General features: G+C 62.8%; 22 protein-coding genes. 8 read left to right on the top strand and 14 right to left on the bottom strand.

The genetic code is table 11. The features are described 5' to 3' along the window. Positions 1-23: 23 nt before the first annotated feature. The 3 genes from GFM02_RS23890 (at position 24) to GFM02_RS23880 (ending at position 1,518) form a co-directional block, all read left to right on the top strand. The gene (locus tag GFM02_RS23890) at positions 24-512 is read left to right on the top strand and encodes a RidA family protein (RefSeq protein WP_168322998.1); all 489 of its coding nucleotides are present in this window, start codon (positions 24-26) and stop codon (positions 510-512) included. Positions 513-655: 143 nt separating this feature from the next. Beyond that, positions 656-1,081 (top strand): hypothetical protein, encoded by a 426-nt coding sequence (locus GFM02_RS23885; RefSeq protein ID WP_041936192.1) that lies wholly within the window; start codon positions 656-658, stop codon positions 1,079-1,081. Positions 1,082-1,209: 128 nt separating this feature from the next. Then, the gene (locus GFM02_RS23880) at positions 1,210-1,518 is read left to right on the top strand and encodes a Dabb family protein (protein WP_130681468.1); all 309 of its coding nucleotides are present in this window, start codon (positions 1,210-1,212) and stop codon (positions 1,516-1,518) included. Positions 1,519-1,551: 33 nt separating this feature from the next. Here the strand turns inward: GFM02_RS23880 and GFM02_RS23875 are convergent, their stop codons facing one another. The 10 genes from GFM02_RS23875 to GFM02_RS23835 all read right to left on the bottom strand — a co-directional run bounded on the left by GFM02_RS23875 (position 1,552) and on the right by GFM02_RS23835 (position 10,209). Beyond that, positions 1,552-2,451: a metal ABC transporter substrate-binding protein gene (locus GFM02_RS23875; protein ID WP_138387947.1), complete on the bottom strand. Its 900-nt coding sequence runs from the start codon at positions 2,449-2,451 to the stop codon at positions 1,552-1,554. A 16-nt stretch (positions 2,452-2,467) separates the two neighbouring features. After that, the gene (locus GFM02_RS23870) at positions 2,468-3,340 is read right to left on the bottom strand and encodes a metal ABC transporter permease (protein ID WP_003557122.1); all 873 of its coding nucleotides are present in this window, start codon (positions 3,338-3,340) and stop codon (positions 2,468-2,470) included. Next, positions 3,337-4,086, bottom strand: a complete 750-nt coding sequence (locus GFM02_RS23865) for a metal ABC transporter ATP-binding protein (RefSeq protein WP_168322997.1) — start codon at positions 4,084-4,086, stop codon at positions 3,337-3,339. The genes GFM02_RS23870 and GFM02_RS23865 overlap by 4 nt, the downstream gene beginning before the upstream one ends. After that, positions 4,083-4,211: a hypothetical protein gene (locus GFM02_RS35485; protein WP_281411277.1), complete on the bottom strand. Its 129-nt coding sequence runs from the start codon at positions 4,209-4,211 to the stop codon at positions 4,083-4,085. Before GFM02_RS35485 ends, GFM02_RS23865 begins: the two co-directional genes overlap by 4 nt. 452 nt (positions 4,212-4,663) lie before the next feature. Further along, complete coding sequence (locus GFM02_RS23860; RefSeq protein WP_168322996.1) at positions 4,664-5,356, bottom strand: amino acid ABC transporter permease; 693 nt, start codon at positions 5,354-5,356, stop codon at positions 4,664-4,666. A gap of 19 nt (positions 5,357-5,375) precedes the next feature. Then, positions 5,376-6,083, bottom strand: a complete 708-nt coding sequence (locus GFM02_RS23855; RefSeq protein WP_168322995.1) for an ABC transporter permease subunit — start codon at positions 6,081-6,083, stop codon at positions 5,376-5,378. A gap of 69 nt (positions 6,084-6,152) precedes the next feature. Continuing rightward, positions 6,153-6,977 carry an amino acid ABC transporter substrate-binding protein gene (locus GFM02_RS23850; protein ID WP_168322994.1) on the bottom strand — a complete coding sequence of 275 codons (825 nt, stop codon included), beginning with the start codon at positions 6,975-6,977 and terminating at the stop codon, positions 6,153-6,155. Positions 6,978-6,993: 16 nt separating this feature from the next. After that, a complete protein-coding gene (locus GFM02_RS23845; RefSeq protein WP_168322993.1) occupies positions 6,994-7,734 on the bottom strand; it encodes an amino acid ABC transporter ATP-binding protein in 741 nt (246 codons plus the stop codon). Beyond that, entirely contained in the window at positions 7,727-9,214 is a 1,488-nt protein-coding gene (locus tag GFM02_RS23840; protein ID WP_168322992.1) for an NAD(P)-binding domain-containing protein, read from the bottom strand. The genes GFM02_RS23845 and GFM02_RS23840 overlap by 8 nt, the downstream gene beginning before the upstream one ends. Beyond that, on the bottom strand, positions 9,211-10,209 hold the full coding sequence (locus tag GFM02_RS23835) for a LysR family transcriptional regulator (RefSeq protein ID WP_168322991.1): 999 nt from the start codon (positions 10,207-10,209) through the stop codon (positions 9,211-9,213). The genes GFM02_RS23840 and GFM02_RS23835 overlap by 4 nt, the downstream gene beginning before the upstream one ends. A 161-nt stretch (positions 10,210-10,370) precedes the next feature. On the opposite strand from GFM02_RS23835, the gene GFM02_RS23830 reads away from it, so the two are divergent. Next, entirely contained in the window at positions 10,371-10,853 is a 483-nt protein-coding gene (locus GFM02_RS23830; protein WP_168322990.1) for a CMD domain-containing protein, read from the top strand. Further along, positions 10,850-11,425: a peroxidase-related enzyme gene (locus GFM02_RS23825; RefSeq protein ID WP_003546005.1), complete on the top strand. Its 576-nt coding sequence runs from the start codon at positions 10,850-10,852 to the stop codon at positions 11,423-11,425. Before GFM02_RS23830 ends, GFM02_RS23825 begins: the two co-directional genes overlap by 4 nt. A gap of 111 nt (positions 11,426-11,536) precedes the next feature. Here the strand turns inward: GFM02_RS23825 and GFM02_RS23820 are convergent, their stop codons facing one another. Together GFM02_RS23820 and GFM02_RS23815 are read right to left on the bottom strand one after the other, a co-directional pair. Next, on the bottom strand, positions 11,537-12,022 hold the full coding sequence (locus tag GFM02_RS23820; RefSeq protein WP_011650769.1) for a peroxiredoxin: 486 nt from the start codon (positions 12,020-12,022) through the stop codon (positions 11,537-11,539). Between the two features lie 140 nt (positions 12,023-12,162). Then, on the bottom strand, positions 12,163-13,014 hold the full coding sequence (locus tag GFM02_RS23815) for a protein-disulfide reductase DsbD domain-containing protein (RefSeq protein WP_168322989.1): 852 nt from the start codon (positions 13,012-13,014) through the stop codon (positions 12,163-12,165). Positions 13,015-13,155: 141 nt separating this feature from the next. Between GFM02_RS23815 and GFM02_RS23810 the strand changes: the two genes are divergently transcribed. The 3 genes from GFM02_RS23810 to GFM02_RS23800 all read left to right on the top strand — a co-directional run bounded on the left by GFM02_RS23810 (position 13,156) and on the right by GFM02_RS23800 (position 15,305). Further along, a complete protein-coding gene (locus tag GFM02_RS23810; RefSeq protein WP_168271414.1) occupies positions 13,156-13,761 on the top strand; it encodes a YqgE/AlgH family protein in 606 nt (201 codons plus the stop codon). Between the two features lie 115 nt (positions 13,762-13,876). Further along, a complete protein-coding gene (locus tag GFM02_RS23805; protein WP_168306685.1) occupies positions 13,877-14,068 on the top strand; it encodes a CsbD family protein in 192 nt (63 codons plus the stop codon). Between the two features lie 151 nt (positions 14,069-14,219). Beyond that, on the top strand, positions 14,220-15,305 hold the full coding sequence (locus tag GFM02_RS23800; protein ID WP_168322988.1) for a zinc-binding metallopeptidase family protein: 1,086 nt from the start codon (positions 14,220-14,222) through the stop codon (positions 15,303-15,305). 101 nt (positions 15,306-15,406) lie between these two features. On the opposite strand, the gene rnhA is transcribed toward GFM02_RS23800, so the two are convergent. Next, positions 15,407-15,862, bottom strand: coding sequence for a ribonuclease HI (gene rnhA / locus GFM02_RS23795; protein ID WP_003545999.1), 456 nt, complete (start codon positions 15,860-15,862; stop codon positions 15,407-15,409). Beyond that, positions 15,859-16,824 carry a homoserine kinase gene (locus tag GFM02_RS23790; RefSeq protein ID WP_168322987.1) on the bottom strand — a complete coding sequence of 322 codons (966 nt, stop codon included), beginning with the start codon at positions 16,822-16,824 and terminating at the stop codon, positions 15,859-15,861. The genes rnhA and GFM02_RS23790 overlap by 4 nt, the downstream gene beginning before the upstream one ends. Between the last annotated feature and the right edge of the window lie 53 nt (positions 16,825-16,877).

Below are 16,877 nucleotides of genomic sequence, written 5' to 3'. Positions count from 1 at the left end.
CCCTGGGGAAGCCAGGAGAAGCCATGTCACGTGCAATCAAGCATCTCATTATCGGAGGACTCATCATCATGACCATCAGCGTTCCAACTGCGGCAACAGCCAATGAGGACGATCTCAAGCTTGATATCGTCAATCCGAAAAACCTCTACGACCCCTCGCCGAACGGTTACAGCACGGCGGTGATCGTGCCGCGCCAGGGCCGGCTGGCCTATATCTCCGGACAGGGCGGCCAGGACAACACGGGGGCCTTGTCGCCCGACTTCGCCGTCCAGGTGAAGCAGGCCTATGCGAATTTGCGCACCGCCCTCGATGCGCTCGGCGCAAGGCCGAATCAGGTCGCCAAGCTGACGGTCTTCGTGGTCGATCACGATATGTCCAAGCTCGAGGTGCTGACCAGCAATGTCAAGGACATGTTCGGCGAAGCACTGCCGGCGCAGACGTTGATTCCCGTTCCCAAGCTTGCCATCGACCCCATGCTCTTCGAGGTCGAAGCCGTGGTCATTCTGGAATAGCGGCGGCGACGGATCGACACAATTTCGGATTTTCCCGGTGGCGCGCCAACATCTGCTTGGCGCGCCACCCTTCCCTTTTGCGAGTGGCCATTGACCAACGGCCTGCGATGTGCGTCTCTCATGGCTTGCACAAGGAAAATCCCATGCTCAAGTTTCTGCTCGCCCTCTCGATGGGTGTTTTTTGCGTCTCGCCGCTTCAGGCCGGTGACGTCACTCCCGTTACCAAGAGCTGCCAGCCCGGGGCAAAACAGGCGCAATGCGAGCGATGGGTCACGGATATCAAGAAAGCCGTCGCGCTGGCCTATAAAGGCGACAACGGGGCGCAGAGGACCATTGCCTTCTGCCTGTCCACCGGTTGCCATGGTGCCGTCGCCATCGACAAGGTCGCCTCCTGCAGCTGGCATCTCGTCATCGCCAATTCCGGCTCTACGACCGTGCTCGACAGTTCAAACACCAGGAACACCTGCCGGCCGATGACGCCGGCTGAAAAAGACGAAGCCCGCGCGCTGGCGAGCGATCTCGTCCAGAAGATCTACAAGCGGCCCATGGTCAAGACCGACCAGATGTAATCTGCCGGCTTGCGGCGCAACGCCTGCGTGAAAATAAATCTCATTGCTCTCCCGGCTTTCGCCGCTATTCTCCAGCCAAAGAAAATCGGGCCAAAGAAAATCGGCCAAAGAAATCGGGAGGACCACTGATGATCCTGCACTGCGTGTTCCTGCGGCTGAAGACCGCGATGACGAACGACGACAAGCAGTCGCTGTTCGAAGCGATCGCCGCCCTGAAGCAGCTCATTCCCGGCATATTGGATATCAAATACGGGCCGAATGTTTCGCCCGAGGGACTGCATGGCGGCTTCGTCGACGGGTTTGCCGTGACCTTTGAAAGCGCCGAAGCCCGCGACGCCTATCTCATCCATCCCGAGCATGTGACGGTGGGCGAGCGCATCGTCTCGTCGACGGATGGAGGCCTTGCCGGCATCCTGGTCTTCGACCTCAATATGTGAGGGCCGCAGGTTAGGCCTGCAGCCCTCGATTCCTCAGCTCGACTTCGCCATGGCGGCGGCGAGCTGGTCGACATTGTATTTGAACATCTTTTCATAGGTCGGCGCCGGCCCCTTGGCGTCGGACAGGGATTCGACATAGAGCTCGCCTCCCGGCTCGGCCCCGGTTGCCTTGGCGACCTGCTTGACCAGGCGCGGATCGTTGGAATTCTCGAAGAAATAAGCCTTCACATGCTCGCCCTTGATCTGCTCGATCAGCTTGGCGACGTCGGCGGCCGAGGCCTCGCTTTCGGTGGACAGACCAAGCGGCGCCAGGAAGCTGACATTATATTCACGGCCGAAATAGCCGAAGGCGTCATGGCTGGTCAGCACCTTGCGGCGATCGTCGGCCACCTTGTCGAATTTCGCATGGGCGTAGGCGTTCAGCTCGTCCAGCGTCCTGGTGTACTTCTCGGCATTGGCCTTGAAGGCGGCGGCGTCCGTGGGATCGGCCGATGACAGCGCCTTTTCGATATTGGCGACCCAGATCTTGACGTTGACGGGGCTGTTCCAGACATGCGGATCGGTGATTTTTTCGCCGTCCTCTTCCATGGTGCGGGTGTTGATGCCTTCGGAAACGGTGACCGGCTTGCCCTTATAGCCCGAGGCGGTGATCAGCCGGTCCATCCAGCCTTCCAGCCCCTCGCCGCTGACGAAGGTCACCTGAGCGGCGTTCAAATTCTTCGCGTCGGCCGGCGACGGCTCGAATTCGTGGGGATCGCCGTTCGGCCCGACGAGGCTCGTCACCTTGACGTGTTCGCCGCCGACCTGCTTGACGACATCGGCAAGCACGGTGAAGGAGGCCACCACCTTCAGCGTTTCGGCGGAGGCGGGCATGGCCGACAGCGCCATCAAAGCGGGGATTGCTGCGGAGAGAAGCAGTCTGTGCGGTGTCATCGAAGTCTCCTTGGGATCAGCCCTTCAAATGCGGGCGGGGAAAGAAGCGCCGGGCCAGGCCGGAGGGCGCGAAAAGAATAGAAAAGCCGTAAAGGACCGCCGCCGTCATGATGATCGTCGGGCCGGAGGCAAGCTCGAGATGGTAGGAGGCGATCAGGCCGAGATAGCCGGAGGCGGCAGCACTTGCGGCTGCTATCGCCATCATGACAGGCAGACTGCGCGACCAGAGCTGGGCGACGGCTGCCGGCAGCATCATCAGGCCGACGGCCATCAGCGTGCCGAGCGCCTGGAAGCTGGCGACGAGGTTCAGCACCACCAGCAACAGGAAGAGCACGTGATAGACCGGCCCGCGCCCGCCGACGGCGCGCAGAAACCCCGGATCGAAACATTCGGCCACCAGCGGCCGGTAGATGAAGGCGAGGATGACGAGCGTCAGCGAGGTGATCGCGCCGATCAGATAAAGGGCGGGCGCATCGATCGCCAGGATGGTGCCGAAGAGCACATGCAGGAGATCGATATTCGAGCCGCGCAGCGAGACGATCAGCACGCCGAGCGCCAGCGAGGCGAGATAGAAGCTGGCAAAGCTCGCATCCTCCTGCAGCACGGTCATCCGGCTGACGGCGCCGGACAGCAGCGCCACCGACAGGCCGGCGATCAGCCCGCCGAGGCCCATCGCCGTCAGCGACAGGGAGCCGGCGACGAGGTAGCCGATCGCAGCCCCGGGCAGCACGGCATGGCTCATCGCGTCGCCCATCAGGCTCATGCGCCGCAGCATCAGGAAAACGCCGATCGGTCCCGAGCCGAGCCCGAGGCAGAGGCAGGCGACGAGCGCGCGGCGCATGAAACCGTAATCGGCAAAGGGTGCGAGGAAGAGATCGTAAGCCGTCATGCCGCCGGCGCCTCTTCGGGTGCGCAGGCATTCGCATCCTCATCCCAGCGCTCGGCCATGGCGCGGGCCTTCAGGAGATTGACGGAGGACATGACATCTGCGGTCGCACCCCAGCCGACCAGTTCGCGGGCGAGCAGCAGGGTTTGCGGGAAATGGGCGCGAACCAGCTCGAAATCGTGCAGCACGGCGATCACGGTGCGGCCTTCGCCGTGCCAGCGGGTGACGATATCGACGAGATCCCTGGTGGTGCGGGCATCGATTGCCGTAAACGGCTCGTCGAGCAGGATGATGCCGGCATCCTGCAACAGCAGCCGGGCAAAAAGCACACGCTGGAATTGGCCGGCCGAGAGCGAGCCGACATGACGACGGCCGAAGCCTTCGAGGCCGACGGCTGCGAGCGCCTCGCCTGCCCTCTTCACCTCACTGGCCGCGATGTGGCCGAAGGCGCCCGTCTTCTTCCAGGCGCCGAGCATGACGGTATCGATGACCGAGATCGGAAAGCGCCGGTCGATCTCGGCCGCCTGCGGGAGATAACCGAATTCCGCCCGCCCCAGCCGGTGCTCGACCCGGCCTTCGGCGGGGCGAAGCTCCCCCATGATCGCCTTCAGCAGCGTCGACTTGCCCGCCCCGTTCGGCCCGGCAATCGCCGTCAGGCTGCCCGAGGCAAAGGCGCCGGAGACATGATGGACGGCGGGGTGCCGGTTATAGGCGACGGTCAGATTCTCGAGACGGATCAACGGCGTCATGGCAGCAAAACCGCCCAGTGGATCGCCAGCCAAAGGACGGCAATGACCAGCGCCATGCCGATCACCCTTGAAAAAGCCGACTGTCCGAGCAGGCTGACGAAGGGGCGGTCGGGGCTCGGGGCCATGGTGCATCCTACAATGTAATAACATTACGGTTATGTTATAACGATTGCGGCGAGATTGAGGCGGGAGGGAGCACTTACTCGCAGAAATGAAAAAGGCGACAAACGGCCGCCGGCCCATTCCAAGGCGCGCCTTCTCTCCAGCCTCATCTTGAGGTGCCCCGCAGGGGCCTCGAAGGACGGGGCTGGCCACAGGCCCTCACAGATGCGGATCGCTGGTGTCCAATTACCCGCCCCCGTGGTTCGAGACGGCCCTTCGTTTGTCACTGCAATCGATTCACTGGATCGATTGCTCCGCTCCTCACCCTCACCATGAGGGCTGATCGGCGTACAGCGCCGTCGCCCACCGTATTCCAGTGCTCGCCACAGAAATGAGCCCTCTGGCCGCTACATGCCGAAACGACTGTGGAAATCCTGATCCCGTGCATCGTGCTCCGAGAAAGCGCAAACTGCCCCTAGGCCCAAACCCTCAGAGCCCGTTCCATCCGGTCGGCGGCGTATGTGACGATATAGGCGATCACCATGTAGATGACGACCGCGATCAGGAAGGCTTCGAGGTAGTAGAAGTTCAGCGCGGCGGTCAGCTGCGACTGCGCGAAGATGTCGACGACCTCGATTGCAAATCCCAGCGACAGCGCCTTCATGATCACCATGATGGAGTTGGCAAGATCGGGGATGGCCGCGACGATAACCTGAGGCAGCATCACCCGGCGGAACACCTGGCTGCGCTTGTAGCCCAGGGAGTAGGCCGCATCGGCCTGACCGTTGTCGAAGGAGTTGAGTGCGCCCTTGATGACCTCAGCCTGGAAGGCTGCGACGCAGGCGGTCAGGGCGACGATGAGCGTGATCCAGTTCGGCGTCGAGTGACCGTTATAGTCGATGCCGACGAGCGAGGTCAGGAACTGCAGCGTCGGCGGCAGGCCGTAATAGGCGAGGAAGATCACGATGACCATCGGAACGCCCTTGAAGACCACCTTGTAGGCGACGACCAGTTCCCGAAGCAGCGGGACCCGCCGATATTCCACCATCGCGAAAAGACTGCCGACGATCGTCGAGAAGACGAAGATGCCAAGCGCCATGGCGAGCGTCACCGGAACCGCGCCGAGGATGTCCCAGAGATCGGGAAGAAGGACTTCGGAATCGAACATGTGATGACCTCCTATTCGATCAGACGCTTGCCATGATGGTGGCCTTGGCCGGTGCGGTATTGGGCGTAAACTTTGCGTTTCGGGTTTCGAAAAAGCGCACGACCATCCATGCCACCAGGCATAGCAGCGAATAGATCACCGCCAGCACAAGGTAGGTCTCGAACTGGTACTGGTTGTAGTCGCGCTCCATGACGAGATGGGCGGTCGCCATGACATCAGCGGCGCCGATGTACATCACCAGTGCGACGTTGTGGATGAGGTAGATGATCGAGTTGCCGTAGCCTGGCAGGGCAATGTGCACCGCCTGGGGTCCGACGACCCGAAGGATCTTCTGAAGGAATGTGTATCCGAGACTGTCGGCAGCATCGTGCTGGCCGCGTTCTACGGCGAGGTAGGCTGGCCGCAGAACCTCGGAAAGATAGCCTCCATGGTAGAGGCTGAGGCCGACGATGGCCGCAACGTTCGGGGACACGAAGTCCTCGACCTCGAACAGAGCGACGACCAGCGGCAGTCCGTAGAAGGCAACGAACAACTGGAGCACGACGGGGACGCTCCGGGCGTAGGAGACGTAGAGGTCGGCCAGTTGGCTCACAACCGGTATCCTGCGCACCCGGAACGTCGTCGCAATCAGGGCCAGCAGGAAGCCGGCGATCATGGCCGTGAACGTGATCGCAAGCGTCAGCGGCAGCGCCTTGAGCAGCTCAGGGATCATGATGGATAGGTCCACTTCGGAACACTCCTTGTTTCGGTCTTAGCCTGATCGCCGATCGTTTCCCGGCGTTACTTCATGCCGGCGTTACTTCATGTACGTGGTGATGTCCTCGCCGAACCATTTCTGCGAGAGCTTTGCCAGCGTGCCGTCGGCCTTGAGCTCCTTCAGAGCCTTGTCGATGTCTGCGGAGAGCGCCTTGTTCTCCTCGGAGCGATGGATCAGGACGAAGGTGTTGTTGATCGCGACCGGCTCGCTCGCCTTGACCTCGAGCTTCTGCTGGTCGATGACCGTCTGCTCGCCGAGGTTCGACGGCAGAACCAGCGCGTCGTACTTGCCGTTCTCGACCTCTTTCAGGCGGTCCGGATAGGGAATGCCGGCGCTGGAGGCGGTGATCTCGATTTTAGAATCGGGGTTCTTTTCCTGCCAGGCAGTGGCGAACTTGTAGATGCCGCCACCGGCCGTCACCGGCACGATCTTCTTGCCGACCAGATCCTTCATCTCGTTGATACCGCTGTCCTTGCGGCTGTAGATCTTGATCAGGCTGGCGCCGATCGGGCTCTCCGGAATGAGGAACTGCTTTTCGCGCGCGGGCGCCCGGTAGTAGCCGCCGGTCGCGATGTCGTACTTGCCGGTGGCGAGGCCGGTCTCCTGAGCGATGTCGGCAGCACCCTCCATCTCGAATTTGTACTGCGGCAGCTTGGCGTTGATCGCCTTCAGCACGTCGGGCTCGTAACCCTGCGGCTCGACGCCGATGGCACCCCACGAGAGCGGCTTGGATTCGGCAGCCGTCGCGATCTTGACGGTGCGCACGTCCTCGGCATGGGATAGGCCCGCGGTTGCGAGGGCAAAGGCAACCCCGGCGACAGCGAGGCCGAAGGTGCGGCGGGAAGTCGACTTGATGGAAGACATGTCAGGCATCCTTTCTTTACTGGATGGAGTGTTCGGAACTCAGGAACTGGGCAAGGCGCGGGTTGGAGGGCGTGTCGAAGATCTCGGCAGGGCTGCCTTGAGCGGCGACGACGCCCCGATCCATGAAGACGATGCGGTTCGAGATATTCTTGGCGAACTGCATCTCGTGGGTGACGAGGAGCGAGGTGATGCCTGACGACGTGACGTCCCTGATCACCTTCAAAACCTCGCCGACGAGTTCGGGGTCGAGCGACGACGTCGGTTCGTCGAAGAGCATGACGTCAGGCTTGACGGCCAGCGCCCGCGCAATGCCGGTCCGCTGCAGCTGGCCGCCGGAAAGCTGGGACGGGTAGCTGTCGACCTTGTTCGAAAGGCCGACCCGCTCAAGCTCCTGCAAAGCGATCGAACGCGCCTCGTCCTTCGACTTGCGCTGCACGACCACGAGCGGATCCATCACGTTCTGGATGACGGTCATGTTCTTGAAGACGTTGAACTGCTGAAAGACCATCGCCGTCCGCAGCCGGATCGCCTGGACCGCGGTGTGGTCCGGTTTCCGGTAGTCCATCCTGACCTGATCGAAGGCGATCGTGCCGGAGGCCGGCTTGGCCAGATAGTTGATGCACTTCAGCAACGTCGTCTTGCCGGTGCCGCTGGGGCCGATGATCGACACCACGTCGCCGCGGTTCACCGAGAGATCGACGCCGTTGAGGACCTGGGTGTTTCCGTAGGACAGCTTTAGGTTTTTGAGCTCAAGCATTTCGGGTCGGTGTCCTTTCGGCAGATAGGTCGGAAAACGTCGCGGTTTCGTCGGCCCACTCGTCTCCGAGCAATTCGGGCGTGTCGAAGGCCTGGAGATCGGCGAAATGACGCTCGCGGTCGGCAACGAAGAGCGCCCTGACGATGCCGCGCGCGAGCCGGTCGGCGCCTTCGCTGATTGCGGGAATGTCGCCCGTGAGCTTGCCGTGGCTGAGCGTCGCCGGGAAGTTGAAGCAGTGGATGCGGGCCAGCGCCGGGCAGGCGCCGGGCTCGGCCTCGAGGAACTCGAACGCGTCGCCGAGGTCGGGCGAGGTTTCAAGCTCGTCGTTTCGCATGTCTGCGGGCACGGGAAAACGGTCGCGCCAGAGGCGGATATGGGATGCGACGGCAGCGAGTTCCGGCCGGTTCGTCAGGTCGACCGTGAAGCCGGTGCCGAAGATCAGGAAATCGACGGGATAGCTGCCTTTCGGCGTCGTCACAACGATATCGTCGCCTTGCTGCTGCAATCGATCGATCGGGCTTCCGAGATGGAGGTGGGCCTGCGGGAATGCGCTGACACGCAGGACGCTCGGGCGCGGAGGCGGCGTCTGCGCGCGCATGGCGTAGTCGAGAAAGCGCCACTTCCAGTCATCCGGCAGACCGGCAAAGCCATGCACCACGCCCTGGCTGCCGATGCCGGTGAATTTGTTGATCCGTGGCAGGTCGCTCCTGCGCACGAACAGGTCAAGCCGGGCGGCGCCGGCCTCGAGCGCGGTGGCGGCGTTGTCCATCGCCGAGGCGCCGGCTCCGACGACGCCGACCCGCTTGCCGCGCAATGCGGCGAAATCGATAGGGTCGGCGGTATGGGCCCAGAACTTGCGCTCGATGCCGTGGGCGATCGACGGTACGAAGGGACCGCCGAGGCCGTCGCGGCCGGTCGCCAGAACCACATGGCGCGCGATCGTCGTTTCGGACCGGCCATCATGACGACAGACGACATCGAGCAGGCCGTCGGCGCGCGGACGAATGGCATCGACGGCGATCCTATTACGCACCGGCAGGTCAAGCACGCGCCGGTACCAGACCAGGTAGTCCATCCATGTCTGACGCGGCGCCCGGTCGAGCGCGACCCAGGCATCGCGGCCATGCAGCGCCTCGTAATAGGCGCGGAACGTCAGCGCCGGCAGCCCCATTGCCGGCCCGGTCAGTTGCTTGGGAGAGCGTAGGGTTCGCATCCTGGCGAAGGTGACCCACGGACCCTCGCTTCCGGCGGGCGCCTTGTCGAGAAGGATGTGGTTGGCAACGCCGAGCCGCTTCAGCATGGCGGAGGCCACGAGCCCGGCCATGCCGGCACCGATGATCACGACGTCGACGACCGCTTGGCCGTCGAGGACGCGAGGCGGAACCCATGACTTGGCCGGCAGCTCCAGCCAGGCAAGGTCCTGGCGCAGGCGTGCCTCGAGCGCTTCGAGACTGTTCGGAAACGTCGAGAGATCGCTCATGACGGCACGTCCTCGGTGATCGGGCTGCCGCCGTAGACGGTGTCGGCCAAGGCTTCGACGCCGCCTGCGTCATGCAGCCGGCAACCGGGCATCGCCAGCGCCACGGCGCGCGCCGCATCGATCACGGCGGCGACCGTCAGGGTCAGCGGCATCGCGGCAGGCGAGATGGCGCCGAACAGGAAGGGGATGGTGTGGTCGAGAACGCGCATCACGATCCCCTCGAGCGGAACGCCGCAGACCGTCGCCGGCTCGACGATGGCGACGCCCAGTCCGGCCCGAACCATTGTCAGGGCCGTCAGCGAGGCGTTGACGTCGATCATCCGTTGCGGCGCCACACCCGCCCGCTCCAGGGCCTCGTCGATGCGATGCCGCAGGCGGTAGGGATTGGCGAGCGTGATGATGCGGCGCTCGGCGAGATCGGAGAGACGCACCACGTCATCATTGGCGAGCGGATCGTTGGCGGCGAGAGCGACGACGCAGGGCGCTTCGGCAATCCAGTGCACGTCGAGGCCGGGATGTTCCAGCGGCAGGCTTGAGATCCCGAAGTCCGCCGAGCGGGCGAGCACCGCCTGCACGACGTTCTCTGCTGCCAGCGCCTGTACATGGAGATGACGCGGTATCAGGTCCGGCGCGACGGCCGAGATCGCCTGCGGCAGAACGCCGGCCGCAAGCGACGGGGTGGCTGCGATCGTCAGCGACGGCGGCTCATCGAGACCGATGGCGTTCGCCCGTTCGCGGATGTGGGCGAGGCTGGCGAGATGGCGTTCCACTTCGGCGTGAAAGAGCAGACCGCGCGCGGTCGGGCTGATGCGCGGGCCGCTTCGATGCAGCAGCGCATAGCCGATATCGGCCTCCAGATCCTGGATCAGCCGCGTGACCGCCGGCTGCGACCGGCCGAGCAACCTTGCCGCCCCGGTCACGCTGCCGGTCGACATCACCGCTGCGAAGGCTTCAAGTTGCCGGATATCGAACGAGTTAGAATGCATGCTGGACATCAAACACTCTCCTTCATGTCAGTAAAGCATGACAATTCTCATTTGACGACTGTCAATAAATAAAAAATTCACATCAAAACCTGTTTAGCATTCTAATTTGACATAGTGAGAGGTCCGACCTACCTAAGACTTGTGTCCGCTGACGTATTGAGGAGCTTGTTTTGACACTCATCGAAACTCTTGCCTCTGTGAGGCCGGGTTCCGCGCTCGCGGAAGCCATGGAGAAACGCGCCGAGATCCTGCGCCTCAGTGAAGCGGCCCACGACGCAGTGCTTCTGCCACGCGATCCCGGCGGATTGTCGCACGGGCTGAGGGCTGCGCTCGCCGCCCGCATGGCGCGCCACAACCGCAGCCCGGCGCTCACAAGCCACTACGACACGCTCGTTGCCCGCGCCGACGAACCGGCGACGGCCTTGCTCGCCGAGCCGGACACAAACGTGTCGGATCCGCGCACCGCCGAGATCGTTCGTCATGCCGACCGGCTCACGGTCGCGCCGCGCGATGCCACGCGCGCCCATGTGGAGGCATTGCGCCAGGTCGGCGCAACCGACGCCGACATCGTCCGGCTCGCGGAGCTTGCGGCTTTCGTCAATTACCAGGTGCGGGTTCTCGCCGGCCTGAAGCTGCTGGGAGAGATGCGATGAGCGAGGTCGTCCACACCTTCACCACCACGGTGCCGCGCTGGCAGCCCTATGTCGTTCCGGTCGATTTCGCGACCGCCACCGACGAGCAGCATGCAGCGATGCAGACGACGCCGTCGAACAAGGGCATTTCGCCCTATGTGCTGACCCTGGCGCACGACCCCGAGACGCTCGCGGTCCGCTCGCCCCTGTTCAACCTGATCATGTACGGCAAGGACGGACTGGCAGCCAGCGAGCGTGAGCTGGGTGCCGTCGCCGCCTCCGTCGTCAACCGCTGCGTCTACTGCGCCGCCGTCCATGCATCCCGGTTCAACAATCTGACAAAACGCACGGATGTCATCGAAGCCGTGTTCGCCGATGGTCTCGAGGCGACGCTCGACGAGCACCTCCAGGAAATCTTCAACTTTTCGGCCCGACTGTCGACCACGCCGCCCGAAGCGGTCGCGGCCGACGCGCAGGCGCTGGCGGACGTCGGGCTCGACGAGCTGGAGGCTCTCGATCTCGTCCTCTCCTCAGCGATCTTCGGCTGGGCGAACCGCCTGATGCATACGCTCGGCGAGCCGATGCAGGACTAAAGCGCGTCGCGACTATCAGATGGAACCCTGCGAGGACTGCTCCGGGAGCTACTCACGCAAATAAAAAGGGCGACCGAACGGCCGCCCACTTCATCCATCAGGAAGGAACGCTCAGAGCTGTTCCAGCATCGCGGCAGCACCCGAGACGGTTGCCTGGCCGGGGCTTTCCTCGACGTTGAGGGCTTTGACGACGCCGTCTTCCACCAGCATCGAATAGCGCTTGGAGCGAAGACCGAGGCCGCCGGCGGAGAGGTCGGCGTCGAGGCCGACGGCCTTGGTGAAGCCGGCATCCCAATCGGCGAGGAAATGGATCTTACCCATGCCGCCTGATGATTGCGCCCAGGCGCCCATCACATGCCAGTCGTTGACGGCGACGACGGCAATGTCGTCGACGCCCTTGCCAAGGATGGTATCGCGGTTTTCGAGATAACCCGGCAGGTGGTTCAGCGAGCAGGTGGGCGTAAAGGCGCCCGGCACGGCAAAGAGCACGACGCGCTTGCCGGCAAAGAGCTGATCGGTGGTGATTTCGACGGGGCCGTCAGCCGTCTTTTCCTTGAAGGTGGCGGCAGGAAGCTTGTCGCCGATCGCGATGGTCATGGTCTTCTCCTTGAGTTCTGAATTGGGGGTTCTGTCTTTGGGAATTCCGGCTTGGCGGCGGTGGACGCAGCAGGGGATCGGAGGCGACTATAGGAGCCCATCATTGAAAGGCAAGGCCGGCCATTGAAAGGCAAGGCCGGTCATTCGAAGGCAAGCGTGGTCTCCATCGCCCTTTCACCGTCGATGACCAGCACGCGCCAGCGCTTGCCTGCTATGTCGTAATCCTTTGGCAGCTTGCCGATAGATATATCGACCTTGAAGGTGGCGCCGTCGCGTTTGCCGCCGATCTGCTTGGTGAAGGCATAACCGCTCGGGCCGGTGACGATGATGTCCGGCGCGGCCTTCCCCTCGCCCTGCCCTCCGCCCGGCAAGACAAGATCGAGCGACAGCGTCTTCCTGTCGGGCGACATCGCATGCGCCGTCACGTCGAAATCCTGCGATGGCGGCTTCGGCAGCCTCGCATCGGCGGCCTGAAGGATCGCCTCCTCCTGCGGGTGCGACTGGATGGCGGGGCCAAGCTTCAGATGCAAATTCGCCTGGAAGGGAATGCAGATATCCTTGCAGATGCCGATGAAGGCGGCGGCGTCGATCGTAACCGGGCCTTTGCCGGCCGCCGTCAGCGACAGCGGCAGCGTCACCGGCGCGTCATAGGCGATATCCTCGATCGCGCCGTTGAAAAAATGCTTCGGAACGGGATAGGCGATGGCATCGAGCGTGACGCCGCTTTCCGCCGCGATGGTGATCTGGGGCGGAATGCCGCTGTTGCCGGGCTCTTTCCAATAGGTGATCCAGCCGGGCTTCGGCTCGATCTGAAGGGCGGCGCGGATTTTGCCGCCGGCATCGGGTGCGAGCGCCACGAGGCGCATGCGGCCGCCCTCGCTGTCCGCCCAGGCGCTCATTTCCGCATGGGTGGAAGAAAACGGCACAAGGGCTGTGACCACCGACACAACCGCGATTAAAAGCCTGCGCGGACCTGAGGAAATAATCATCATGGAACAAAGGTTTACCGAATGTGCAGTTTGGCCGCCAGAAGTGGCGGCAATTTAATTCTTCATTTTCAGTTGATTGATGTGTGACATTGGCCCATGTTTCTTTTGTCGAGGCCTTGGTGCGGTCTAGCAGCAGGAGGAACGATGTCCTTATTGACCCTGAAGAACAGACGGGAACGTGGCTTCTTCGATGGCCAGTTCCTCATCGCCATGCCGGGCATGGAAGACCGCAATTTTGCGCGCGCTGTCATCTACATCTGCGCGCATTCGGATGCCGGCGCCATGGGCTTCGTCATCAACCGTCCGCAGAGCCTTACCTTCACCGATGTGCTGCAGCATCTCGACATGATCAAGCCGGAAGACTCGATCGTGCTGCCGAAGCGGGCGCGCGAATTCCCGATCCAGACCGGCGGCCCAGTGGAAAGCGGCCGCGGCTTCGTGCTGCATTCGGACGATTATTCCAGCGACTCCAGCATCCCCGTCAGCGACGATATCTGCCTGACGGCGACGCTCGACATCGTGCGCGCCATTTCCAAGGGCGACGGGCCGACGCGGGCAACGATGCTGCTCGGTTATTCCTCCTGGGCGGCCGGCCAGCTCGAAAGCGAGGTCGTCAACAATGGCTGGCTCACCTGCCCGGCCAACGAGGAGTTGATCTTCGACCGCAGCCTCGACGACAAATACGAGCGGGCGCTCGCCGGCATGGGCGTGACCGCTGCCATGCTTTCGGCCGAAGCCGGCCATGCTTGAGAGGCTTGCCTGACAGCAGCTGACCTGACGGCAGCGGGAACGAATAGCCGCGAGTGACGTTTCATTTCGGCGAGCATGGCCAAGAGGCCCATGCCGACCAAGGAGACATCACAAGATGGGTAGCACCAGCGACAAGATTTCCGGCAAGGCAAACGAAATTGCCGGCAAGACCAAGCAGGCCGTCGGCAAGGCGACGGACGATCGCGACATGCAAGCCAAGGGTGCCGTCCAGGAAGCCAAGGGCAAGGGACAGGTCGCAACCGGCAAGGTCAAGGACAAGCTCAAGGGCGCCGTCGACCGGCTCTGAGCGACAGCGTCTCTTCACACACGCAAAGACGCTGTGATTCCGATTTAAGGAATGCGCAGTAGACGCTCATCCTTTATCACCATGCCTGCTGCGCAAGCGCGCGGCAGGCATTTTCAATCCCCCACCCTCATGCTCTGCAGAGATAGACAAGATGAAGCTTTTTGCCTGCGACAATTGCGATCAGGTCGTCCACTTCGACAACCGACGATGCGTGCGCTGCAACCATCGCCTCGGCTTCCTGCCCGGCGATCTCGCCATGCATGCATTGGAGCCGCGCGACGAGACGCTCTGGCAGCTCGTTTCCAATCCCGATCGCGACGTCCGCTTCTGCGCCAATGCCAGCCTCGACATCTGCAACTGGCTGGTGGACGGCGATGGCGAGAGTGAATTCTGCGTTGCCTGCCGCCATAACCGGCTGGTTCCGAACACCGATACCCAGGACGGCATCGATCGCTGGCGGCGCATCAGCCAGGCGCAGCGTCATCTGTTTTATTCGCTGCTGCGTTGGAAGCTGCCGCATCCGGATCGGGCGCAAGACCCGCAAGGCGGCCTGGTCTTCGATTTCCTCGAGGATTCGATCGAGAGCAACGGCTTTATCGTGCCTGCTATGACCGGTCACGAGGAAGGCCTGATCACCATCCGCGCCGCGGAGGCCGACGATGCGACGCGCGAACAGGCGCGCAGCTCGATGAACGAACCCTATCGCACCCTGCTTGGCCATTTCCGCCACGAGGCCGGCCATTTCATCTGGAACAAGCTGGTGCGCGACCGGGGCGGCCTTGCCGATTTCCGCGCCGTCTTCGGCGACGAACGGCAGGATTATATGGCAGCCCTGCAGACCCATTATGCCGGCGGCGCACCCTTGGGATGGCAGGACAATTTCATCAGCGCCTATGCGGCGTCGCACCCCTGGGAGGATTTTGCCGAATGCTTCGCGCATTACCTCCATATCGTCGATACGCTCGAAACCGCGCGCGCCTTCGGCATCGCCATCGATCCGAGCGGCCATGAGGAAATATCAGGCGAGGTGGATTTCATCCCCTACAGGGCAAGAAGCGCCGAACAGCTGGTCAGCGCCTGGGTGCCGCTCAGCATCGCGATCAACGCCATCCAGCGCAGCATGGGCCAGCCCGACTCCTACCCCTTCGTGCTGTCCTCGCCGGTTGTGGCAAAGCTCGAATATCTGCACCGGCTGATCCAGGGCGCGGCTACGGCGCCGCAGCAGCGGGCGGCTTGAAGAGGTTCGGGCGAGCTGCTTGCTCCCTCTTCTCCCCAGCGGGGAGAAGAGACGTGTGGCAGCGCCGTATTCTTCTCTCATCCGTCAGGAGCCGAACTGACTTAAAACGAAACCGCCTTGCCCTTCTTGAAGGGCTCCATGCCCCGGCGGGCGAGTTCGTCGGCGCGTTCGTTTTCCGGGTGGCCGGCATGGCCCTTGACCCAGTGCAGCGTCACCTTGTGGCGATCACGGGCCGCCTCGAGCGCCTGCCAGAGTTCGGCATTCTTCACCGGCTTCTTGTCAGCGGTCTTCCAGCCGTTTTTCTTCCAGCCGAAAATCCACTTGGAGATGCCGTCCTTGACATAGGCGCTGTCGGTATAGAGATCGACCTCGCAAGGGCTTTTCAGCGCCGACAGCGCCGAGATTGCCGCCAGCAGCTCCATGCGATTGTTGGTCGTGTCCGCCTCGCCGCCGCAAAGCTCCTTTTCGACATCGCCATAACGCAGCACCGCGCCCCAGCCGCCGGGGCCGGGATTGCCGGAGCATGCGCCGTCGGTAAAAATATCGACGTGTTTCATAGGCTCAATCCATATTCGGCGGGCGATTTGATCTGGCGGTGGAACCGCAGCTTGCGGAGATATTCGAGCGGGTCCTTCTTGGTGACCATGGCGCCCGCAGGCGTCGTCAGCCAGTCATAGAGCCGGGTCAGGAAGAACCGCAGCGCGGACCCACGCGACAGCACCGGCAGGGCTGAGATTTCGGCATCGCTCAGCGGCCTGACGCTTTGGTAACCTTCGAGCATCGCCGTGCCCTTGGTGATGTTATAGGCGCCGTCCTTCTCGAAGCACCAGGCATTCAGGCAGATCGAGACGTCATAGGCGAGCAGGTCGTTGCAAGCGAAATAGAAGTCAATCAGGCCGGAGAGCTGGTCGCCGAGGAAGAAGACGTTGTCGGGGAAGAGGTCGGCGTGGATGACGCCGGCCGGCAGGCCACTCGGCCAGGCGGCCGAGAGGAAATCGAGTTCGCTGCGGATCTCGGTCTGCAGGCCGGGCTCGACCTCGCCGGCGCGCGCCTCGGATTTTTCCCACAGGCCCCGCCAGCCGTCGATCGACAGCGCATTCGCCCGCTTCAACTGGAAATCATCGCCGGCCACATGCATCTCGGCCAGCGCCCTGCCGACCTCGCGGCAATGTTTCGCCTCCGGCTTTCTCAGCCACATGCCTTCGAGGAAGGAGATCAGCGCCGCCGGACGACCGGACAGCGAGCCGAGCAGCGCGCCGTCGCGGCGCGGCAGCGGCAGCGGGCAGGACAGGCCGCGGGCGGCAAGATGCTGCATCAGGCCGAGGAAAAACGGCAGGTCGCTCTTTTCCACCCGTTTCTCATAAAGCGTCAGGATCAGCGGATCCTTGGAGGTATGAAGCAGGAAGTTGGAGTTTTCGACGCCTTCGGCAATGCCCTTGTAGGAGAGCAGCGTGCCCGCGTCATATTCCGTCAGGAACCACTTCAGATCGTCTTCGGCGATATCGGTATAGACTGCCAAGTGAGGTCTCGCCTTCATGCCTTGTTGATATTGGATTTGCCGGAGTGGACGCC

The sequence above is a fragment of the Rhizobium leguminosarum bv. viciae genome, assembly GCF_012276115.1.
Lineage (GTDB): Bacteria > Pseudomonadota > Alphaproteobacteria > Rhizobiales > Rhizobiaceae > Rhizobium > Rhizobium leguminosarum_T.
The sequence above is the reverse complement of the archived record's forward strand: the minus strand, read 5'-3'. Positions and strand labels throughout refer to the sequence as shown.